The sequence below is a fragment of the Solirubrobacter deserti genome, assembly GCF_027587175.1.
In the GTDB taxonomy this organism is placed as follows: Bacteria; Actinomycetota; Thermoleophilia; order Solirubrobacterales; family Solirubrobacteraceae; genus Solirubrobacter; species Solirubrobacter deserti.
Genome location: NZ_JAPCID010000078.1, coordinates 1 through 19,899 on the forward strand (window position 1 = coordinate 1; position 19,899 = coordinate 19,899).

The 19,899-nt window shown below is 70.7% G+C and carries 18 protein-coding genes and 1 pseudogene; 9 read left to right on the top strand and 10 right to left on the bottom strand.

What is annotated here, in order from left to right; translation table 11 throughout:
• The 7 genes and pseudogenes from OJ962_RS32110 to OJ962_RS32140 all read right to left on the bottom strand — a co-directional run.
• Nucleotides 1-280 (bottom strand): annotated as a pseudogene (locus OJ962_RS32110) (hypothetical protein); the annotation flags it as partial.
• A 6-nt stretch (nucleotides 281-286) separates the two neighbouring features.
• The gene (locus tag OJ962_RS32115) at nucleotides 287-415 is read right to left on the bottom strand and encodes a hypothetical protein (protein ID WP_255526111.1); all 129 of its coding nucleotides are present in this window, start codon (nucleotides 413-415) and stop codon (nucleotides 287-289) included.
• Between the two features lie 23 nt (nucleotides 416-438).
• A complete protein-coding gene (locus tag OJ962_RS32120) occupies nucleotides 439-813 on the bottom strand; it encodes a hypothetical protein (protein WP_202956770.1) in 375 nt (124 codons plus the stop codon).
• Between the two features lie 16 nt (nucleotides 814-829).
• The gene (locus OJ962_RS32125; RefSeq protein ID WP_202956771.1) at nucleotides 830-1,276 is read right to left on the bottom strand and encodes a phage tail protein; all 447 of its coding nucleotides are present in this window, start codon (nucleotides 1,274-1,276) and stop codon (nucleotides 830-832) included.
• A 36-nt stretch (nucleotides 1,277-1,312) separates the two neighbouring features.
• Nucleotides 1,313-2,875: a phage tail sheath family protein gene (locus tag OJ962_RS32130; RefSeq protein WP_202956772.1), complete on the bottom strand. Its 1,563-nt coding sequence runs from the start codon at nucleotides 2,873-2,875 to the stop codon at nucleotides 1,313-1,315.
• 9 nt (nucleotides 2,876-2,884) lie between these two features.
• Nucleotides 2,885-3,307 carry an ANTAR domain-containing protein gene (locus tag OJ962_RS32135; RefSeq protein WP_202956773.1) on the bottom strand — a complete coding sequence of 141 codons (423 nt, stop codon included), beginning with the start codon at nucleotides 3,305-3,307 and terminating at the stop codon, nucleotides 2,885-2,887.
• Nucleotides 3,308-3,340: 33 nt separating this feature from the next.
• A complete protein-coding gene (locus tag OJ962_RS32140; protein ID WP_202956774.1) occupies nucleotides 3,341-4,189 on the bottom strand; it encodes a Pvc16 family protein in 849 nt (282 codons plus the stop codon).
• Nucleotides 4,190-4,240: 51 nt separating this feature from the next.
• On the opposite strand from OJ962_RS32140, the gene OJ962_RS32145 reads away from it, so the two are divergent.
• Genes OJ962_RS32145 through OJ962_RS32165 form a run of 5 tightly spaced genes read left to right on the top strand, consistent with a single transcriptional unit; the run spans nucleotide 4,241 to nucleotide 9,260 of the window.
• A complete protein-coding gene (locus OJ962_RS32145) occupies nucleotides 4,241-5,653 on the top strand; it encodes a class I SAM-dependent methyltransferase (protein WP_255526163.1) in 1,413 nt (470 codons plus the stop codon).
• Complete coding sequence (locus tag OJ962_RS32150) at nucleotides 5,653-7,038, top strand: MBOAT family O-acyltransferase (RefSeq protein ID WP_202956776.1); 1,386 nt, start codon at nucleotides 5,653-5,655, stop codon at nucleotides 7,036-7,038. Before OJ962_RS32145 ends, OJ962_RS32150 begins: the two co-directional genes overlap by 1 nt.
• Complete coding sequence (locus tag OJ962_RS32155; protein WP_202956777.1) at nucleotides 7,038-8,048, top strand: DUF459 domain-containing protein; 1,011 nt, start codon at nucleotides 7,038-7,040, stop codon at nucleotides 8,046-8,048. Before OJ962_RS32150 ends, OJ962_RS32155 begins: the two co-directional genes overlap by 1 nt.
• A gap of 10 nt (nucleotides 8,049-8,058) precedes the next feature.
• Complete coding sequence (locus OJ962_RS32160) at nucleotides 8,059-8,394, top strand: hypothetical protein (RefSeq protein WP_202956778.1); 336 nt, start codon at nucleotides 8,059-8,061, stop codon at nucleotides 8,392-8,394.
• Nucleotides 8,391-9,260 carry an SGNH hydrolase domain-containing protein gene (locus OJ962_RS32165; RefSeq protein ID WP_202956779.1) on the top strand — a complete coding sequence of 290 codons (870 nt, stop codon included), beginning with the start codon at nucleotides 8,391-8,393 and terminating at the stop codon, nucleotides 9,258-9,260. The genes OJ962_RS32160 and OJ962_RS32165 overlap by 4 nt, the downstream gene beginning before the upstream one ends.
• Here the strand turns inward: OJ962_RS32165 and OJ962_RS32170 are convergent.
• Both OJ962_RS32170 and OJ962_RS32175 read right to left on the bottom strand, forming a co-directional pair.
• Nucleotides 9,257-11,230, bottom strand: coding sequence for an ATP-binding protein (locus OJ962_RS32170; protein ID WP_202956780.1), 1,974 nt, complete (start codon nucleotides 11,228-11,230; stop codon nucleotides 9,257-9,259). The genes OJ962_RS32165 and OJ962_RS32170 overlap by 4 nt on opposite strands.
• Before the next feature lie 20 nt (nucleotides 11,231-11,250).
• Entirely contained in the window at nucleotides 11,251-11,796 is a 546-nt protein-coding gene (locus tag OJ962_RS32175; protein ID WP_202956781.1) for an eCIS core domain-containing protein, read from the bottom strand.
• Nucleotides 11,797-11,856: 60 nt separating this feature from the next.
• Between OJ962_RS32175 and OJ962_RS32180 the strand changes: the two genes are divergently transcribed.
• Together OJ962_RS32180 and OJ962_RS32185 are read left to right on the top strand one after the other, a co-directional pair.
• On the top strand, nucleotides 11,857-12,549 hold the full coding sequence (locus tag OJ962_RS32180) for a hypothetical protein (protein WP_202956782.1): 693 nt from the start codon (nucleotides 11,857-11,859) through the stop codon (nucleotides 12,547-12,549).
• 136 nt (nucleotides 12,550-12,685) lie between these two features.
• The gene (locus OJ962_RS32185) at nucleotides 12,686-16,921 is read left to right on the top strand and encodes a DUF3616 domain-containing protein (protein ID WP_202956783.1); all 4,236 of its coding nucleotides are present in this window, start codon (nucleotides 12,686-12,688) and stop codon (nucleotides 16,919-16,921) included.
• A 35-nt stretch (nucleotides 16,922-16,956) separates the two neighbouring features.
• Here OJ962_RS32185 and OJ962_RS32190 read toward each other — a convergent pair whose 3' ends face one another.
• Nucleotides 16,957-17,619: a hypothetical protein gene (locus OJ962_RS32190; protein WP_202956784.1), complete on the bottom strand. Its 663-nt coding sequence runs from the start codon at nucleotides 17,617-17,619 to the stop codon at nucleotides 16,957-16,959.
• A 102-nt stretch (nucleotides 17,620-17,721) separates the two neighbouring features.
• Between OJ962_RS32190 and OJ962_RS32195 the strand changes: the two genes are divergently transcribed.
• Entirely contained in the window at nucleotides 17,722-18,474 is a 753-nt protein-coding gene (locus tag OJ962_RS32195) for a ParA family protein (protein WP_202956785.1), read from the top strand.
• A gap of 115 nt (nucleotides 18,475-18,589) precedes the next feature.
• Nucleotides 18,590-19,861: a cell division protein FtsZ gene (ftsZ, locus tag OJ962_RS32200; RefSeq protein ID WP_270006875.1), complete on the top strand. Its 1,272-nt coding sequence runs from the start codon at nucleotides 18,590-18,592 to the stop codon at nucleotides 19,859-19,861.
• Nucleotides 19,862-19,899 lie beyond the last annotated feature (38 nt).

Genomic DNA, 19,899 nt, shown 5'->3' on the forward strand with positions numbered 1-19,899 from the left:
GCCTCCGACTTGGCGCGGCGACCTCGCGTGCGAGCCCCGCGGCGGGCGCGGGCGCGGCGACGGGCGGCGCGGGCGGCGCAGGGGCGGCCGCGGTGAAGGTCTCGGGAGGCTCGGGCTGGCGCGCGAGCCGGGTGGAGGCGGCGAGGTGCTTGGGCGCGCGGGCCTCGGCCACTTCGCGCGCCAGGGCGCGGCCACCGTGACGGCCGGCGCTGTGGCGCGCGACGACGCGCAGCCCCATCTTCACGGGTGGGCGCTTGGGGGGCTGGGTGTCGTCGGCCATCTGGGGTCAGTCCTCGTAGGGATAGGCGAGCGCGTCTGCCTCGCGCAGGAACTTGCGGCGGTCCGCGTGTTCCAGGTCCAAGATCGTGTCGAGCGGCCAGTGGAAGTGATACGCGAGGCGGGCCGTCTCCTCCATCAACTCAGGAGGGGACGGCCGACTCATTCCCCCAGGCGCCCGTCCTCTATCTCCGTAAGGTCGACTTCGAATTCGTTCGAGCAGGCCGGGCAGGCCACCACCCCCACCGCCTCGCCGTCGGAGTTGATCCGCTCGTAGAGGCGCTGGAGGTGGTCGAAGTCGGAGGCGTACAAGCTCTCCACCAGCTCGGGGGTGATCTCGGTGAAGTCCCCGATCCGGGTGATGGTCCGGGCCAGCAGCAGCACGGTCAGGTAGGCCTCGTTCTGGCGTACCTCGACCGACCGCAGCGGCTCGATCTCGTCGCGGGCCGTCGCCAGCCGCATGGTGCCGTCACGATGGACGCCACCGGCGCTGTCGACGAGCCCCCTGGGGAGCGTGAACGCGTACTCCGACTTCATAGGCAAGCCACCAGAACTACTTGATCTCGAAGCCCTCGTGGCAGAGCGTGATGCCCTCGACGGCGACCTCGTTGGAGTCCGCCTTCAGGCCCACGCCCGTGTACTTCTTGGGCCACGCGTTGATGATCGAGTACGTCACGACGGGCTTGAGCTCGTAGTCCATCATCGTGATGGTGCAGTCCTTGCGGGCTTCCTTGAGCTTGCCGTCGACGATCATCTTGCGCCATTCCCACAGCGTCTTGTCCTGATCGATGCCGCGCTTGAGCTCGATGTCGCCCCACTTGGTGTTGCCCATCGCCTTGATCACGTCGGTGCGCCCGTTCGGCAGCGACCGCTTGATCTCGGTGACTTCAGACTCGGAGTCGAAGCCCGTCGCCTCCTTGAAGAACCCCGCCGCCTCGGCTCCGCCGATCTGCAGGGTGAACCAAATCGGGACGTGTGCTTCCTTGTCATTGGCCGGCATATCCGGTCAGTCCTTTCTACGCGTTGCCGATTCGACTTAGCTGATGGACGAGCCCTCGCCGCCGCTGAACTGCGACAGGCGGAAGACGACGAACTCGGCCGGCTTGACCGGCGCGATGCCGATCTCGCAGATCACCTGGCCGGCCTCGATGACCTCAGGCGGGTTGGTCTCGGAGTCGCACTTGACGTAGAACGCCTGCGACGGGGTGGAGCCGAACAGCGCTCCGTCGTTCCACACGCGGGTGAGGAAGTTCTCGGCCGCGATCCGAAGCTGAATCCACAGCTTCTCGTCGTTGGGCTCGAAGACGCTCCACTGCGTGCCCTCCATGATCGACTCGCTCACGAAGTTGAACAGCCGGCGGACGTTGATGTAACGCCACTCGGGATCGCTCGACATCGTGCGCGCGCCCCAGACGCGGATGCCGCGGCCCGGGAAGGCGCGGATCGCGTTGATGCCGACCTTGTTCAGGCCGCCCTGCTCGGCGTGCGTGACCTGGAAGCCGAGGCCGTTGGCGCCGAGGACGACCTCGTTCGCCGGGGCCTTGTGGACGCCGCGCGTGCCGTCCGTGCGGCACCACAGGCCGGCGATGTGGCCGGACGGCGGCACCATCATCGGCTTGTTGGTGAGCGGGTCCTGGACCTCGATCCAGGGGTAGTACAGCGCGGCGAACTTGGAGTCATAGCCGGCCGTGTTCAGGCGCCACTCGAGCACGTCCTGCGGGAGCAGGTCCGGCGGGGTGTCGAGGATCGCCATGCGGTCGCCCGCGCCCTCGGCGTGGGCGATCAGCTTGCCCTGGAGGTCACGGAACGCGGTGTCGTCGCCGTCGTCGCCGATCAGCTTGACGATGTCCGGCGCGACGACCATCGTGATCTCGTCGACGGCGGCGAGGCCGCCGAGGCCCTTGCGCCGGGCGACGTCGCCCGCGAAGTGCGTGCCCTCGACCTTGCCCGGGTCGATCGACGGCGTCGAGAGCTTGAAGACGCCGGTCGCCGGGACGCGCTGCGCCTCGGGGAGCGCCGCGCCGGTCTCCTCGATCTTGATCAGCTTGGACTGCGCGTTGACCTTGGTGGCCAGGTTCGTGCGGCCCTTCTTGGTCGACAGGCCCGTGAACTCCTCGTTCTGCGAGCCCTGCGTGACCTTGACCGTGTAGGTCTTCTCGGCGCCGTCACCGGCGGTCGGCTCCTCGGAGACCTCGACCGTGACGTCGTCCTTGCCGGGGTTGAGCGCGACGGCGGCGAACGCCTCGACCGACGCGTCGGTGGCGGCGGGCAGAGCGGCACGCGGCGTGGGGCCGCGGCCGTTGGAGCCGCCGTCCTCGCCGACACGCACGATCCAGCAGGTCGTGCCGCCGTTCTGGAAGAAGCCGTAGACGGAGTGCGCGAGGTACGCGCCCTCCATGAACGGCCCGTTGTCGGGCTCGTTCGGGTCGCCGTAGATCTTCGAGAACTGAGTCCAGTTCGAGATCCGCATCGGCGTGTTGACCGGGCCGCCCGGGGCGAGGCCCACGAACGCGGCGATCGACGTGCTCACGCCCTCGATCGGCTTGTTCGCGGACGGGACTTCCTCGACGTAAACGCCGGGAGTCAGGTACGTGGGCATGTCACTCCTTCACTCGTGGACGTGCTGGCCGCTGAGTTCGCTTCGCAGTCGTTCCACTATCGGGACGGCCACGAGGCGAGATGTATTCCAGACCGGCTCGAGGACTTCCATCAAGTCCTCTTCGCGGGCCCAGAGCACGACGGTGGTTTCCGGACTCGCGCCGCGCACGAGCTGCGCGAGCTCGTGCGAGGACCCATTGTCCAGATCGAGCACCACGATGTCGGGGCGCAGCCGATGCGCGGCCCCGATGATGGCGCTGGGCCGGTCCTCGTGACCGACCACTTGACAGCCTTCCTCGACCAGGACGCGATTCATGCCGACTCGCATGATCGGGCCCAGGTTTCCGAGCAGGACGCGGGGGCCGGGCTCAATCGCCATGCCCACACCTTGCTCGGGATCGATCGGGAAGGCCAGAGGCTGTGAGGCAGCCATTCGGGCAATCCGTGCCGAAGAACGTCTTCATCGTCAAAGCTCGAGGTCGGCCCCGGCCCCGGGCACTTCGAGCAACGCGTCCGCCTCTCGGCCGTCGGCCGTGCGCGCCAGCAGCCGGTGCAGGCCGGGCGGCAGGCGGTCGAAGCGGAACGTGCCCTGGGGGTTGCTGGACGCCCACGCGCCGAGATCGGGCAGCGTGACCCAGACGTCCGGGACGGGATTGCCGTCCTTGTCGCGCACCCGCCCGGTGGAGCGGTGCATCTCGAGGACGGTGCGGGGGGAGTCGGTCATCTGCGTGCGGATGGTCTGCGTGCGGACCTCCGGGCCACGCTCCTTGCGCGCCCCGGACTCCACGGAGAGGCGCACAACGTAATCGAGAGAGACTTTGTATTGGCCGCCGACCGCGCTCCAGAAGTCGGCCTTCTCCCCCTTGCTCTGCCCGATCCGCCCCTTGATCGGCCACGGCTGGCTGCCGTTGACGAGCCGGCCGTTGAGCCGCTCCTGGGGCAGCTGCGAGTAGGCGAACAGGATCGCGAGCACCTGGCTCAGCAGGCGGTGCTCGTCCTCGACGGCCTGTGTCCACGCCGTCACGGCGTAGGAGCACTCCATGACCATCGGCGGGCGCGTGTCGACGCGGCGGCCCGGACCGGTGCTGGACGGCGTCCATTCGCTCGCGCGGAAGTTCTCGGCCTCGCGCAGGTCGTAGAGGAAGAGGTTGACCGTCGGCTTGGACAGCTGCCCCGACCAGTCGCGCGACGGTGCGTCGAACTCGATGTCGACGCCCTCGAACCCGTGACGCTCGAGCTCGTCCTTGAGAAGCTCGCGCAGCGTCTCGTCGAGGTCGGCCAGCATCGTGTTGAGCGGCACGTTGATCGTCAGCACGGCGTGCACCCTACCTGCGCTCGCGCCGACGGTGTGAAGATTGCCGCCCTGATGCCCGAGACGATCTACGACGAGGTCCGTTACTCCAATTTCCCGTATGCGCAGACGCATCCCGATCGTCTCGCGACGGTCGCCGTTCTGCACGGGATCCAGCCGCCCGACCCGTTCACGGCGCGCGTGCTCGAAATCGGCTGCGGTGCAGGGGGAAACCTGCTCGCGATGGCCGCCGCGTCCCCAAACCTGCGCGCGGTCGGGGTTGACCTCGCGGCCAAGCCCATCGCCGAGGCTCAGCAGGCCGTCTCCGAGATCGGGCTCACCAACCTGGAGTTCCGCCAGGAGGACGTCCGCGGCCTGACGAACGGAGCGCTAGGTCAGTTCGACTACGTCGTCGCCCACGGCGTCTACGGCTGGATGCCCGAGGACGCCGATGACGCGCTGCTGGCCGCGATCAAGGCCTCGCTCGCGCCCGCGGGCATCGCCTACGTGTCCTTCAACGCCCAGCCCGGCGGCTACTTCCGGCGCATGCTGCGCGACGTCGGCCTGTGGCACGCGCGCCACGAGTCGAGCGTGACCGACAAGGCCGAGAAGGCGCAGGAGCTGTTCAAGTTCCTGCAGGAGTACCGGGTCAGCGACGCCGACACCTACGGTCAGCTGCTCGGCCGTGAGGTCGGCGTGCTCGCCGACGCGCCGAGCTACAAGCTCGTGCACGACGACCTGGGGGAGTCCTGGACGCCGCGCTGGTTCGCGGAGTTCGCCGAGCACGCCGGGCGGCACGGGCTGGGCTATGTCGGTGAGGCGGACCTGTTCAGCCTGCGCTCGGAGATGCTGCCCGAGGGCGTCGAGGCGCTCGTGTGGGAGCTCGCGGACGGCGACCGGATCGCGTTCGAGAACATCAGCGACGCGCTCACCGCGCGCCACTTCCGCCAGAGCGTCGTCGCCCACGCCGGCAACCACGCGACGGCCGAGGCGGCGCCCGAGCGCACGATGGGACTGCACTGGGCCGTGCGCCCGAACGCCGAGCCGCTCGAGATCGGGCTGACCGCGGACGCCTTTGCGGTGCTCGATCGCGAACGTCCCCGCGCGCTGCCGTTCGAGGCGCTGCGCGCGGAGCTGGACGCTGAGCCGGAGGCGCTCGCCGAGGCGCTGCTCGACGGCTTCCGGCGCGAGCGGCTGATGCCGCACGCGGGGCCGCTCCGCGCGGCGATCGAGCCGGGTGAGCGCCCCTCGGCGTCGCGGCTGGCGCGCTGGCAGGCCTCGCGCGGCGCCGACATGGTCTCGCTCGCCTACATGCGGGTGCGGATGGAGGAGCCGGCGGCGCGGGTGCTGATCACGCTGCTCGACGGCACGCGCGACCGCGCGGCGATCCGCGCCGACCTGGCCGCCGCGGTCGGCTTCGAGCTCAGCGAAGAGGACCTTGAACGCAACCTCGTGGAGCTGGCGCGGTTGTTCCTGCTTGAGCCCTGATGCTGTTCCCGACCGTCCAGTTCGCCCTCTTCTTCCCGGTCGTCCTCGTCCTCTCGTGGGCGCTGATCAAGCGCCAGGCGCTGTGGAAGCCGTTCATCATCGTCGCCAGCTACGTGTTCTACGGCTACGCCGACTGGCGCTTCTGCGTCCTGCTGGCGGCGATCACGATCGGCAACCAGTGGGCGGCGCGGCTGATCGCGCGGACCGAGGGCGAACGGGCACGGTCGTGGATCCTCGGCGTCGCGGTGGCGCTCGACCTGCTGGTGCTGGGCGTCTTCAAGTACTACGGCTTCTTCGTCGAGAGCTGGGACCGGGCGCTGGGGCCGTTCTCGCTGCCGCTGCCCCTGCTGACGATCGCGCTGCCCGTGGGTGTGTCGTTCTTCACCTTCCAGGCGATCTCGTACGTCGTCGACGTCAAGCGCCGGCTCGTCGAGCCGGCGTCGATGATCGACGTCGCGATCTACCTGAGCTTCTTCCCGCACCTGGTCGCCGGGCCGATCGTGCGGGCGCGGGAGTTCCTGCCGCAGCTCCAGCAGCCGCCGGACCCGCGCAAGGTCGCGGTCGGCTCGGGCCTCGCGCTGATCGCCCTCGGGCTGGTGAAGAAGCTCGCGATCGCGGACACGCTCGCGCGCGAGGTCGTGGACCCCGTGTTCGCCGTGCCCGGCGCGTACGCGGCGCCCGACCTGTGGTTGGCCGCGTACGCGTACACGGCGCAGATCTACTGCGACTTCTCCGGCTACACGGACATGGCGATCGGGCTCGCGCTGCTGCTGGGCTACGTGTTCCCGCAGAACTTCCGCTCGCCCTACCGCGCGACCGGCTTCAGCGACTTCTGGCGGCGCTGGCACATGACGCTCAGCCGCTTCCTGCGCGACTTCCTGTACATCCCGCTGGGCGGCAACCGCAAGGGGCGCTGGAAGACCTACCGCAACCTGATGATCACGATGGTGCTGGGCGGGCTCTGGCACGGGGCGGCGTGGCCGTTCGTGCTGTGGGGCGTCTTCCACGGCGCGATGCTGTGCGCCGAGCGCGCCTGGGGCGCCCGCGTGACGCTGCCCGCGTGGTTCCGGTGGGGCGTGACCTTCCACCTCGTGGTGTTCGGCTGGATCCTGTTCCGCTCGCCCGACATGGACATCTTCGGCGCCTACGTGGCGCGCATGGTCGAGCCCGGGCCTGCCACCCTGTTCACGGTGCCGATCGCGCTCATGGTGCTCGCGGTGATCGGGCTGCAGCTCGTGCCCGAGCGGACGGTCGAGCGCGTGCAGGTGCGGATCGAGCGCACGAACCCGGTGGTGCTCGGAGCGGGCCTCGCGGTGGTCATCGCGCTCGTGGCCGCGACCGTGTCCAGCCAGGGCGTCGCCCCGTTCATCTACTTCCGATTCTGATGCCCGACGACTCCCTGATGAACCGCTTCGACCGCAACGGGCTGACCCGTTTCCGGGCCCGTGACGGCGTCATCGCCCTGCTCGTGTGCGCGGCCCTGCTGGTCGTGTTCAAGGGCGACGGGCTGCGCGCCCAGGGCGAGCGGATGGACCCGGGCTGGGACCGTGACGTCGTGCTCTTCTTCGGCGAGCCGGCCGGCGCGATCGCCGACGCTTTGCCGTTCGCCGAAGCGGCCGACGACGTGACGGCGTTCCTCTCACCCGACGAGGCGCTCGACAGCGGCAGCGGGTTCGAGAAGGTCGCGGCGCAGGCCGGAGGCGAGCTGCCGCCGGTCACCGCCGACGCGTTCGACCCGGTGGCCCTGGGCGAGCCCGCGCCGCCCAAGGAGCGCCTGCGGACCGTTCTGGTCACGGGCGACTCGATGGCGCAGCCGCTGGACGCCAAGCTCGCCGACGCGCTGTCCGGCCGCGAGGTGAAAGTGGTACGCGACGTGCGCCTCGGCACCGGCATCTCGAAGTCGTTCCTGCTCGACTGGGGCGAGCTCTCGACCACGCAGGTGCGGCGGCGCAAGCCGGACGCGACGATCGTGTTCCTCGGCGCCAACGAGGGCTTCCCGATGGAGAACGCCGCGGGCGCCGAGGTCGAGTGCTGCTCGGCCGAGTGGGCGGCGCTGTACGCCAACCGCGCGCGCCGGATGGCGGACACCTACCGCCAGGGCGGCAACGGCCGCGTGTACTGGATCACGATCCCGGCGCCCGAGGATCCCGAGCGGGCGAACATCAGCCGCGCCGTCAACGCGGCGGTCAAGGTCGCCGCGCAACCGTGGGCGACACAGGTGCGCGTGGTCGATACGGTGCCCATGTTCACGCCCCGCGGTTACGAGGACGCGATCTCGATCGACGGCCGCCGCCGCATCGTTCGGGCCGCTGATGGGATCCACCTCAATGACGAGGGTGCCGAGCTGCTCACGGAGACGGTACTGGCGCGCCTCGGGCAGGACTTCACCTACTAATAAGGTCAACATGTCTCGACTTGCCGTATTCGCCGCAGCGCTCGCCTTCCTCGTCGCTCTTCCCGCGTCGGCCCAGGCCGCGACCTGCGCGCCGCCGAAGTACCCGGGCTCGGGCTACTTCACCTCGCTGAAGGCGACCAAGGTCAGCTGCAGCGAGGCCAAGAAGGTCGCGCTCGCGTTCCACGAGTGCCGCACCAAGCGCAGCGTCAGCGGCCGCTGCACCTCGCGCGTGCGCAACTACTCGTGCTCGGAGCGCCGCACCACGATCTCGACCGAGATCAACGGCCGCGTGACCTGCAAGAAGGGCAGCCGCAAGGTCGAGCTGACCTACCAGCAGAACACGTGATCGCGGCCCTCGCGGCCACGCTCACCCTGTTCGCGGGCGCGGCCGACGCCCCGAAGTGCTACGGCGCGGCCGCGCGGGACACCGAGAAGCCGTGCGTGAGCACGACCAAACGGGTCACACCGACGCCCGACCAGGCGGCGATCACGCCCAACGTCGCGTGTGTGCGCGGAGACCTCGCGGACTCCTGCACCTACGGGTCCGCGGAACCGGTCGCGACCGTCGCGCTGCTGGGCGACTCGCACGCCGCGCATTGGCGCGCGGCGTTGCAGGTGCTCGCGCAGCAGCGTCGCTGGCGGGTGGTGGAGTTCGCGCGCCCGCACTGCCCCTTCTCGTTCTCGGAGCCGGCTCCGACGGAGGCGGGCGCGAGCGACTGCGTGGCCTTCAACCAGCGCGTGATCGAGTGGCTGGCCGCGAACCCGTCCGTGGCCACGGTGTTCGTCTCGAACAACTCGCGGCTCCCGATGGCCCAGCGCGGGATCTCGGCCCGCGTGCGCGGGCATCTCGCCGCGTTCGCTGCGCTTCCCGAGTCCGTGCAGCGCATCTTCGCGCTGCGCGACACGCCGACGGTGCGCGTCACGACGCCCGACTGCATCCGGAAGGCCCTGGCGGCCAGGGTGGCCCCGGGCGGCGCCTGCTCGATCCCGCGGCGGCGCGCCCTGGTGGTTGACGCGACGACGATCGCCGCCGAGCGCATGAGCTACCGCGGCGGGCGCGTGATCGACCTCTCGAGCTTCTTCTGCGACCGGCGGGAGTGCTTTCCGGTCGTCGGCGGCGTGCTGGTCCACAAGGACCAGGACCACCTCACGCAGCGCTTCTCCGCGACGCTCGGCCCGTACATCGGCCGCGCGCTCGATCAGGCCGGTTAGTGGCCGTTGGCGCGCGCGCCGACCTTGATCACCTCGTGGAACATCCCGAAGTCGGCCTCGAGCGTGAGGCGGCCCTGCTTGCCGTACTCGTTCGCGACGGCGCGGACGAGGTGCTTCATCGCGATCGGTGAGTTCTCGTCGGCGGCCATGAACGCGCCGGCGAGCGAGCAGTTGCGGATCGCGCCGCCGGAGAGCTTGAACTTCTCGGCCAGAAAGTCGAGGTCGATGTCCTCCGCGAGCGGCGCCTCGGCGGGGAGGACCTTGCGCCAGATGCGCCGGCGGTCCTCCTTCTCCGGGAACGGGAAGTCGATCACGAAGTCCAGGCGGCGGATGAAGGCGTCGTCGATGTTGCGGCGGAAGTTCGTCGCCAGGATGACGGCGCCCGGGTAGCCCTCCATCTTCTGCAGCAGGTACGCGACCTCGATGTTCGCGTAGCGGTCGTGCGAGTCGCTGGTCTCCGAGCGCTTGCCGAACAGGGCGTCGGCCTCGTCGAAGAACAGGATCGCGTTCGAGCCCTCGGCGGCGCCGAAGATGCGGTCCAGGTTCTTCTCGGTCTCGCCGATGTACTTGGACACCGTCGTGGCGAGATCCACGCGGAAGATCTCGAGGCCGAGCTCGGCGGCGATCACCTGCGCGCCCATCGTCTTGCCCGTGCCGGACTCGCCCGCGAACAGGACCTTCAGGCCCTGCGTCCGCGACACGGTCCGCTCGTAGCCCCAGTCGCTCAGCACGCGGTCGCGGTGGCGCAGGTAGGCGCTGATCGACTGCAGCTGCTCGGTCTGTTTGGGCGGGACGACGAGGTCCTCCCACTTGTAGCCGGGCGGGAGCCGGGCCGCGAGCTCACCGAGCTTGGAGGAGGAGGCCTGGCGGGCGCCGGCGTCCAGGTCGCGCACCTCCGGCGCCTCGGCGCCACGCGCCACGGCCGACAGCCGCGCCACCTCGGCGGCCTCGATGATCTGCGTCATGGAGAGCCGGAACTTGGCCGCGACGTCGTCGGTCTCGGTCACGCCGGTGAGGTCCGCCCACGCCTGGCGGCGCTCGGCGAACGACGGCGGGCCGGCCTCGACGAGCAGCACGGTGCGCTCGCCCAGGGCGAGCGCCGCGGTGCGCGTGGGCGCGGCGAGGATCGTCCGGTCCGGGCGGGCCTCGATCGCGCGCAGCAGCCGGCCGCGCTCGGCCGGCTCGACGTCCTCGAGCCCTTCGAAGATGATCGGCCGCCCCTCCAGCGCGCTGATCAGCGCGGCCTCGGCCATGACGTCCTTGTCGGTGAGGTCGCGCACGTGGGCGGCGAGCAGCGGCCGCCCGAGCGCGGTCGCGATCAGCGTGTCGGCGTCGGGGCCGGCGAGCACGATCGGCAGGTGCGAGGAGCGCGCGAGCAGCGCCGCCATCGTCTCCACCGCCTCCGCGCGGCCCGGCGCGTGCGCGGGCAGTTCGAGCATCCGCAGGCGGGTCGGGTGCGGCGACTCGTCCATGCGCCCGCCGAGCAGAACCGCCGCGAGCCGGTCGGCGATCTTGATCGGCCGCTCCGCGAGCGGCGTCTGCGCGTCCCCGAGCAGCTTCAGCGCGCCGCGCGCCCGCAGGCGCCCGGCGGCGTCGAACGCCACCATCACGTCCGCCGGGGTGAGCCCTTCGCCCTCGAGTAGCTGCCCGACCAGCCGCGGCGACGGCAGTTTGCGCGTGACGTCGTCCTGCAGGTACGCGTACAGGCGCCCGTAGCGCGGGTTGAGCTCGGTCGCGGCGCAGACGGCCAGCACGGCCGCCTCGAGCAGGTCGAGCCCGAGCGCGCGCACGACCTCCTGCAGGCGGCCGTCAGCGTCGAGCGACGAGTCGCCCTGGGACAGCCGCAGCGCGACCTCGTCGGAGATGTAGAGCCCGCGGAACGGGTCGCCGGGGTCCGGGTCCGACGCGGCGACACGCTCGACCGCCGCCATGACGCGGCGGTCGATGAAGCCGAAGGAGATCTCCGTCACTTAAGGCCGCGGCCCACGAATCAGTGCTTGACCTTGTCCGCCACGGCGTCCGCTTCGGTCTCGATGGCATCGCCGGGGTTCGAGACCGAGAGCGGCCCGCTGGTCGGCGCGCCGCGCTGCTGGGCGACGTGCGCGAGCTCGTGCGCGATCAGCTTGTCGCCGTCGGACGTGCCGGGCTTGTACTGGTCCTTGCCGAAGTAGACGTCCGTGCCGGTCGCGAACGCCCTCGCGGAGACCGCGTGATTGAGGTCGTTGGCGTAGTCGCCGGTATGCACGCGGACATCGGAGAGGTCGCCCATCTGCGGCGACAGCTTGTTCGCGACGCCCGAGTCGAGCGCCTGGCCGCCTCCGCGCGTGGAGTCGATCTTGGACTGGACCGAGTCGTGGACCTGGCCATTCTCCATGATCCCGGCGCCCTGACGAGCGGCGATCGCGCCACCGAACGCGCGGTTGCCCACGTTCGAGACCAGGTTGTGGAGCGGTGCGGCGGGGTCTTCACGCTGCGTCTGCTCCGGCTTCGGTGCCCGGGGCTTCTCGTGTTCGTGAAGGCGTTCGGGATCACTCACACCGCCGAGGATACGGGCCGACCGGTCCAACGCGCAACCACCAAAGTGTATGCTTCGGGCATGTATCCGGAGGAGAGCCAGAAAGCGAACCCGCTCGAGATCCTCGGCGCCTGGCTTCACATCTGGACCCCGCCGCGCGGCGTCGAGATCCCACCCGTGCCGTGGCGCAAGATCGCGATCGGCAGCGCCATCGGCCTCGTGGTCGTCGGCATCGCGGCCGCGATCCTGGTCCCGCGCATCGACGCCAACAAGGAGCAGACTGCGGCCGAGATCGCCGCCCACAAAGAGCGCGTGCGCAAGGAGAACGTCGCCCGCATCAACCGCTCCCAGGCGGCGAAGCTCGGCGAGGCGAAGGCGCTCGCGCCCGCGGCCGGCGCCTCCGTCGCGGAGGTCGAGCACGCCAAGGGCCAGCTCATGAACCGGGTCGAGGCGGACATGTACGCGGACGCGCAGGCGCGCGCCAAGACCGGCGAGATCAAGCCCGTGACCGCACCCCCGGAGTGCGAGCGCGCGCAGGGCTCGCCGACCAGCGGCCCGATCGGCGTCTTCAACTGCTTCATCCAGACCACCCCGATCAAGGCGGGCGAGCGCAACATGGCGGGCGCCCTCGGCTACCCGTTCCGCGCCGTCGTCCACTACGACACGTACACGTACGCGTGGTGCAAGGCCGAGCTCGTGCCCGGGGAGAAGCTCGTCGTCTCGCCCGAGTCGGCGCCGCTGCTGCCCCCGGAGTGCCGCTGGCCGCAGGACTGAATACAGAAGCATCACATCTCGGACGCAGCAGTCCGGAAGAGTCGCACACGTCCTTGGGGGCGGCCGGAAGCCGCCCCCTTCGCGTTAACAAGGAGTCAGGTTGCCTCATTCCGTACCCTGGCGGCGCGCGTGCGCCGTGGCTGTGACCGGTGTGCTGGCGCTGGCTGCGCCGGCCGCCGCCGAGCCGGTGAAGGCGGGCCCCGTGCTGCCCGACGAGCTGACCGTCCTCACGATGGGCGGCGCCGTCCCGCTGCCGGTCCCGGCCGGCGTGAACGGCGATGAAGTCGCGTTGTACCGCTACGCGACCGAGGGTGCGTACCGCGGCCGCCTGCGCTACCCGAGCGTGCCGGCCGACGGCGTCACGCCGCTCACCAAGAGCACCCACCCGGCGGTCGCGCCGCTGCGCTCGCACGCGCTCAAGCGCTCGGTCGACGGGCGCTTCGTGACCTTCGCCGCCAACAAGCTGCCCTTCAACGCGCCGATCTTCCAGGACTACCGGTCCCACGTCGCGGTGCACGTCGCCGCCGACGGCACGCGGACCGAGATCCCGCTCGGCTACGAGAACACCGGCAACTTCAGCGCCGTCACCGTCGACGGCACGCGCAGCTGGTTCTCCAACAGCTCCGAGCTGTACACGATCCTCCCCGGCGAGACCGACAACACCCGCATCGGGATCGGCGCGCTGCGGGAGTCCACGCCGGGCGTCGAGATCGTCGACGGCTCGGTGCAGTTCACGACCTTCTCCGGTGTCTACCGCCTCGACGGCGGTCTGCCCACGACGGGTTCGCTCTCCATGACGCCCGCGCGCATCCCGCTGATCGAGCTCTCCAACGCGGTCGACAGCGCGTTCGTCGACACGGACGGCACCGCCGGCGTCGACACGGCCTACGTCTCGCGCGGGACGCGCGGGCTCTACAAGTACACGCTCGCGGGCGGCCAGTGGACGCAGCGCGGCATCGCCGCCGGCGACTTCAACTACGTCACCGCGCGCGCCGTCGCCGGCGCCGTCGAGGTCTACGCGTCATCGGGTGACGGCCTGCGGGTGCTGAAGGTCGTCGACACCGCGCACATCGGCGCCCCGTTCGCCACCAGCGGCGCCGAGACGATCGTCTACGCGCCCGAGGCACGCCGCTTCACCGGCCTGACGTTCGCCCCCGGCGCCGGCTTCGAAGCCGAGACGACGCCCTATCCGGCGACGCCGCCGCAGCTGTACCCCTCCAGCACGGAGGTCGAGACGTTCGCCGGTCGCACGTCGACCCTGACCGTCGATGTCGCCGACCCGAACACGCCGTCGTCGGAGCTGACGCTGACGGTGCAGTCCTCGAACGCCACCGTGCTGCCGAACGACAACGTCACGGTCACCGGCACCGGAACGCGGCGCACGGTCACGCTGCGCCCGATCACCAACGGCTCGTCCGACCTCATTCTCACGGTCGCGGCCGGCAGCGAGCAGACGACGCGCACGATCGAGGTCGCCGTCTTTCCGGAGCCGCCGGACCCCACCAGCCATTACTACAGCGGCCTCGTGGACATCTCGGCGGCGATCGACCTCGGCGGCGAGCTGTTCCTCGGCATGTCCGACGAGGCCAACAGCCTCGCACTGTTCAAGAAGGGGGAGGACGGCGCGGCGATCGAGGGCTTCATCGCCGGGCTCCCCGGCGGCGAAGCCGATCTCGAGGGCGCGGTGCGGTTCGGCGACACGATCGTCGTGACCGGTTCGCACGGCAACAACCGCTCGGGCGAGTTCCGCGCGGAGCGTCGCTTCCTCGCGCACATCAGGCTCTCGGGCACGGGCGAGCAGCTCCAGCTCACGGGCGCCGGCAGCTACACCCGCCTGTGGGACCAGTGGCGCGGGTGGGACGCGGCCAACGGCCACGGGCTCGGCGCGAACTTCCTCAAGTTCGAGACCGCCACGCGGCCGGGTGTGCTGCCGAACGCGCCGAACGGCTGGAACGTCGAGGGCCTGACGATGGCCCCGGGCAGCTCCACGACGGGCTGGTTCGGGATGCGCGCCCCGACGGTCACGGGCGCCGACGGCATCGAGCGCGCCGTCATCCTGCCGGTGAACAACCTCGACCAGCTGACGTCGAACGCCGTCGACGCGCAGCTGGGACGGCCGATCCTGCTCGACCTCGGCGGCCGCTCGATCCGCGACATCGCCAAGAACGCCCAGGACCAGTACCTGATCTCGGCCGGCCCCGGCGACACCAGCGACTCGCTGCAGACCTGGGCGCTGTACACCTGGGACGGCAATCCGGACCACGACCCGCAGATGGTCAAGGAGCTGGCGACGGACGCGCAGCGCATCGGTGCGTGGGAGGGCATCGCCGAGGTCCCGGCCGACCTCGGCACGGGCAGCCGCGTGCTGTTGACCGCCGACTCCGGCGACACCGGCCTGGGCAAGGCCTACGGCCAGTACGTGACGCTGGACGCGCCGGCCGCGCGTCCGGCCGTCGTGGGCGGCTTGGCCGCGACCACTTCCGCGGGCGCGATCGCGCTCCGCTGGGACGCGGCGGCGGGCGCCACGCGCTACTACGTCACGGCCAAGACGGCGGACGGCGCCGACGCGCCGGGCACGCCGCGCTTGGTGACCGGGACGCGCACCGACATCGGGGGCGTGCCGGGCGGGACCGAGTACACGGTCGACGTGCGCGCCGAGAACACGGCCTCGCGCTCGGCGAGTGCCACGAAGCTCAAGGTGACGCCGGAGCAGGGCCCGCGGACGCCGACGACGACCACGCTGCAGCTGGTCGGCACGCCGGTGTTCGGCGAGCCGTACACGCTGGTCGCGACGGTCAGCGACCCGGACGCGACGGGCACGATCCGCTTCACCAACAACGGCTCGACCCTCCCGGACGATGACCTCGGGCCGGACGTCGTGGACTTCCCGGTGGTCGACGGCAAGGTGACGATCAACCCCGGTACACGCGTGCAGCCGGGCGTGAGGAACCTGCGCGCGGATTTCACCTCCACCAACCCTGAGACGTTCCTGTCATCGTCGTCAGGGTCCGTGCCCACGTTCATCGCGTGGCGGCCGCGGGTCCCGAAGGTCGAGGTCGTGTCGATCACGGGCGATCGCGTCGCGGGCGGCCAGCTCGCGATCAAGGCGAAGATCAGCGGCTACACGCCGGCCGAGCTGGGCTCGAACGAGGCCATCCTCGGGTTCGGCACCCGTGCCGACGGCGCGACGGCGCGGACCGTGATCGGCAACGTCACGGCCGAGGCCGACGGCGAGGCCACGCTCATCACGTCCGCCCTGGCGGCCGGTAAGCACCGGATCTCGGTGGACGTGCGGCGCGGGATCAACCCGCACATCGCCGGCTGGTCGACGGAGATCCCGCTCGAGATCGCCCCGGCGGGCTCCGAGCCGGCCCGGCCGCGCCCGGTCACGATCCCGAAGGTCGCGCTGAGCGTCACCGGCACGCGGATCACCAACCAGCCGCACACGCTGACGGCGCGCGTCTCGGACCGGTCGCTGGCCGGCACGGTGCAGTTCTTCCAGTACAGCGGCGGCTCGATCGGCACCCCCGTGCCGGTCGTGAACGGGATCGCGACGCGCACGGGCACGATCACGGCCGACCTGCAGCAGGTGTTCGCGCGCTTCGAGCCGGCCGATGACCGCGACATGACGGCGTCGGCCGTCTCACTCGGCGTCGGCATCCTGCGGGCCGCGGGCGCGGAACCGCCGCTGGGCGATCCGACGCCCACCACCACGACGCTCTCGCTCGACGGCGAGCGCGTGGCGGGCGAGCCGCTGACGGCGAACGTCGAGGTCAAGACCGACTCGACGGCTCCCGTCGCCGAACGCGACATCAACGGCTACATCGAGCTGCTGGCCGACGGCACGGAGATCGCGATGGTCCCGGTGCTCCGGGGCAAGGCGACGGACACGTTCACGCTGCCGGTCGGCTCGCACACGCTGCAGGCCCGCTACGTGTCCTCGGACGAGCGCCGGTCGCTGAGCTCGGCGTCGGCGGAGCAGCCGGTCGCCGTGGCGGTGCAGACCGAGGCGGAGGCGCCGGTCGGCGGCTCGGTCCCGGCGACGCTGGCGCTGTCCATGGGCGCTCCGGCTTCGTTTGAGCCGTTCGTGCCGGGCGTTGAGCATCAGTACACGGCGCAGACGTCGGCGAAGGTCATCAGCACCGCGGGTGACGCGGCGCTGACGGTGAGCGAGCCGGGCCGCATGACCAATGGCGCGTTCTCGCTCGCCTCGCCCCTGCGCGTCGAGCTCTCGAAGACGGCCTGGACCGGGCCGGTGTCGAACGAGTCGGTCGACATCGCGTTCAAGCAGGCCATCGGTGCCAACGATCCGCTGCGCACCGGGACGTACAGCAAGACGCTGACGTTCACGCTGAGCACGACGCAGCCGTAGGCAGAGGGGCGCCCCCGGTCACGGGGGCGCCCATCTCACACTGTGCGCTCGTCCTCGGGCGGGTCGAGCTTGCCCTCGTTGTACAGGTCGAGCAGGATCTCCTTGGCGTAGGTCTCGGCGAGCTCTCCGGTCCACTCGCCCTTGGCCTGCAGGCGCGCGCACACGCGTCGCGAGAACTCGTCGACCACGGCCGCGCCGACCGCCTCGAAGGTCGGGTCCCCGGCGAGCTCGTGCTGCGCCTCGACCACGCAGTCGAAGTACTCCTGCGTGCCCCCGGAACCGCCGGCGACGCTCGGCTGCCAGACCTTCCAGCCGTCCGCCTCGCGCACGAGCTTGGCGGGCGTCGACTTCATGCCCGCGACGTCGCGGTCCACGTGCACCTCCGCGCGATTCCCGTGCACCTTCACCGCCGTGATCCTCGGCGCGACGGTGCGTATGGGCTCCGGCCAGCCGCGCAGGTTCTCGCGCACCGCCGTCACGCACGCCTTGTTGTCGACGCTCACGACCTCGCGCTGGGCGCCCTCGGAGAGGGTCCGGCACACCGCCGCCGCGTCGCCGGCCGCCACAGCGGTCCGGTAGCGCTCGAGCACGGTCCGCGCCTCGGTCTCGGGGCTCGGCGCCGGCGCGCTCGCCCGCTCCATCTGCGCACCGCAGCCGCAGACCATCGTCGTCAGTAGAACTCCCGCGATCCACCGCATCGATGTCTCTTGTGCCCACCCTTCGCGGGGAGGAATCCCTGAATCGAAGGCGAACGAGGGGCCCGATGGGCTTCCCCTGCGACAGCGAACGGAGCGTGTGACGTGGCCAAGGTGATCGCCTTCGCCAATCAGAAGGGTGGCGTGGCCAAGACGACGACCACCCTCAACCTGGCCGCGGCGTTCGCCGAGGCGGGGTATCGCGTGCTGTGCGTGGACATGGACCCGCAGGGCAACCTGTCGATGTCGCAGGGCCTGGATCCCGAGACGCTCGAGAAGTCGATGTTCGACGTGCTCGTGCACGACCTGCCGATCCGCGAGGTCACCTACAAGTGCGAGATCGACGTCGCCGCGGCGTCGATCGACCTCGCCGGAGCCGAGATCGCGATGTCGGTGAAGATCGGCCGGGAACGCTCTCTGGACAAGGCACTCCGCGCAGTTTCCGACGACTACGACTTCGTCTGCATCGATACGCCGCCCTCTCTGGGACTCTTGACGGTGAATGCGCTCACCGCCGCCGACAAGGTCATCGTCCCCGTCCAGTGCGAGTATCTGTCGATGCGCGGGCTCCTTCAGCTCCAGAACACGCTTCAAATGATCCGCGAGAACCTCAACCCCGCCGTCGACATCATGGGCATTCTGCCCACGATGGTGGATACGCGGACGCTGCACGCGCAGGAGGCGCTCGAGATCCTGGAGGAGAACTTCGGGGACCGGGTGTTCGGGGCGCGCATCAAGAAGACCGTCCGCTTCGCGGAAGCTCCCGTGAAGGGGATGTCAGTGCTGAAGTACGACCCCACTGGGCAGGCGGCAGACGCGTATCGCCGGCTGGCGAAGGAGGTGCTCTCGAATGGGTAGCGGCAAGCGGGCGAGCATGCGGGAAGGCCCGTTGGCCAACCTGTTCCGGAAGACCGAGACTGAAGGGCTGGGCGAGCAGCCGCAGCCGCCGGCCGTGCGAGCGGAGGAACCACGCGTGGATGAACCGCAACAGCCGGCCGTGCCCGAGCGCGCGACGCCGGTGCAGCCGCCTTCCCCGCAGGAGCGGCTGCGGCACGCCTTCAGCACGGACGTGCCGGGCGACATGATGGCCCCGCCCCCGGCGGACGAGCCGCCCGCCGCGCCGCCGTCGGCCGCGGACTACCAGTGGGGCTCGGTCAGCCAGGACCGCGTCGGTACACCGCAGCTGCGCGTGGTCGGCGTGGGCGGCGGCGGCGTGAACGCCGTCAACCGGATGATCGAGGCGGAGGTGAGCGGGGTCGAGTTCATGGCCCTGAACACGGACGCCCAGTCCCTGCAGTCCTCCTCGGCGCACCTGACGCTGCAGATCGGCGCGGACATCACGCGCGGGCTCGGCTCGGGCTCCGATCCGGACCGCGGTCGCGCGGCCGCGATGGAGGACTACGACCGCATCAAGTCCCTGCTCAAGGGCTCGGACATGGTCTTCATCACGGCGGGCGAGGGCGGCGGCACGGGCACGGGCGCGGCGCCGGTCGTGGCGCGCGTGGCGCGTGAGCTCGGCGCGCTCACCGTCGGGATCGTGACCAAGCCGTTCGGCTTCGAGGGCTCGCGCCGCCTGCAGGCGGCCGAGGCCGGCATCGAGGCGCTCGCCGAAGAGGTGGACACCCTCATCGTCGTCCCGAACAACAAGCTGCTGTCGGTGCTGGACAAGCAGACGTCGATGGTCGAGGCGTTCCGCGTCGCCGACGACGTCCTGCGCCAGGGCGTCCAGGGCATCAGCGACCTGATCACGCTCCCGGGCCTGATCAACCTCGACTTCGCGGACGTGCGCACGATCATGTCCGAGGCCGGCAACGCGCTGCTCGGCATCGGCATGGGCACGGGCGAGAAGCGCGCGATCGACGCGGCCGCGCAGGCCACGTCCTCGCCGCTGCTGGAGACGACGCTGGAGGGCGCGAAGGCGATCCTGCTGTCCATCACGGGCGGCCGGGACCTGTCGCTGTGGGAGGTCAACGAGGCGGCCCGCGCCGTCCAGGAGACCGCGCACCCCGACGCGAACATCATCTTCGGCGCCATGGTCGACGAGAAGCTCGAGGACGAGGTGTGGGTGACCGTCGTGGCCACGGGCTACGAGGGCACGCCGTCGCGCCCGGCCACGGCCGACCGCGGCGGCTTCCGTGAGCCCGTGGGCGAGCCGCGGGTAACCCGAACGCGTGAGCGTGAGCCCGCCGCCCGCTCGGCGCGTCCGACCGACGTCGACGTCCCTGAGTTCATCCCGCGATTCTGAGTGGGGGCGCCCCTTCGGGGGCGCTTCGCGGGGGCGCC

What these genes read in the sequence shown, in the direction of transcription:
- OJ962_RS32115 (WP_255526111.1), bottom strand. Translation starts at nt 415, where the DNA reads ATGGAGGAGACGGCCCGCCTCGCGTATCACTTCCACTGGCCGCTCGAC.
- OJ962_RS32120 (WP_202956770.1), bottom strand. Translation starts at nt 813, where the DNA reads ATGAAGTCGGAGTACGCGTTCACGCTCCCCAGGGGGCTCGTCGACAGC.
- OJ962_RS32125 (WP_202956771.1), bottom strand. Translation starts at nt 1,276, where the DNA reads ATGCCGGCCAATGACAAGGAAGCACACGTCCCGATTTGGTTCACCCTG.
- OJ962_RS32130 (WP_202956772.1), bottom strand. Translation starts at nt 2,875, where the DNA reads ATGCCCACGTACCTGACTCCCGGCGTTTACGTCGAGGAAGTCCCGTCC.
- OJ962_RS32135 (WP_202956773.1), bottom strand. Translation starts at nt 3,307, where the DNA reads ATGGCTGCCTCACAGCCTCTGGCCTTCCCGATCGATCCCGAGCAAGGT.
- OJ962_RS32145 (WP_255526163.1), top strand. Translation starts at nt 4,241, where the DNA reads ATGCCCGAGACGATCTACGACGAGGTCCGTTACTCCAATTTCCCGTAT.
- OJ962_RS32150 (WP_202956776.1), top strand. Translation starts at nt 5,653, where the DNA reads ATGCTGTTCCCGACCGTCCAGTTCGCCCTCTTCTTCCCGGTCGTCCTC.
- OJ962_RS32155 (WP_202956777.1), top strand. Translation starts at nt 7,038, where the DNA reads ATGCCCGACGACTCCCTGATGAACCGCTTCGACCGCAACGGGCTGACC.
- OJ962_RS32160 (WP_202956778.1), top strand. Translation starts at nt 8,059, where the DNA reads ATGTCTCGACTTGCCGTATTCGCCGCAGCGCTCGCCTTCCTCGTCGCT.
- OJ962_RS32180 (WP_202956782.1), top strand. Translation starts at nt 11,857, where the DNA reads ATGTATCCGGAGGAGAGCCAGAAAGCGAACCCGCTCGAGATCCTCGGC.
- OJ962_RS32190 (WP_202956784.1), bottom strand. Translation starts at nt 17,619, where the DNA reads ATGCGGTGGATCGCGGGAGTTCTACTGACGACGATGGTCTGCGGCTGC.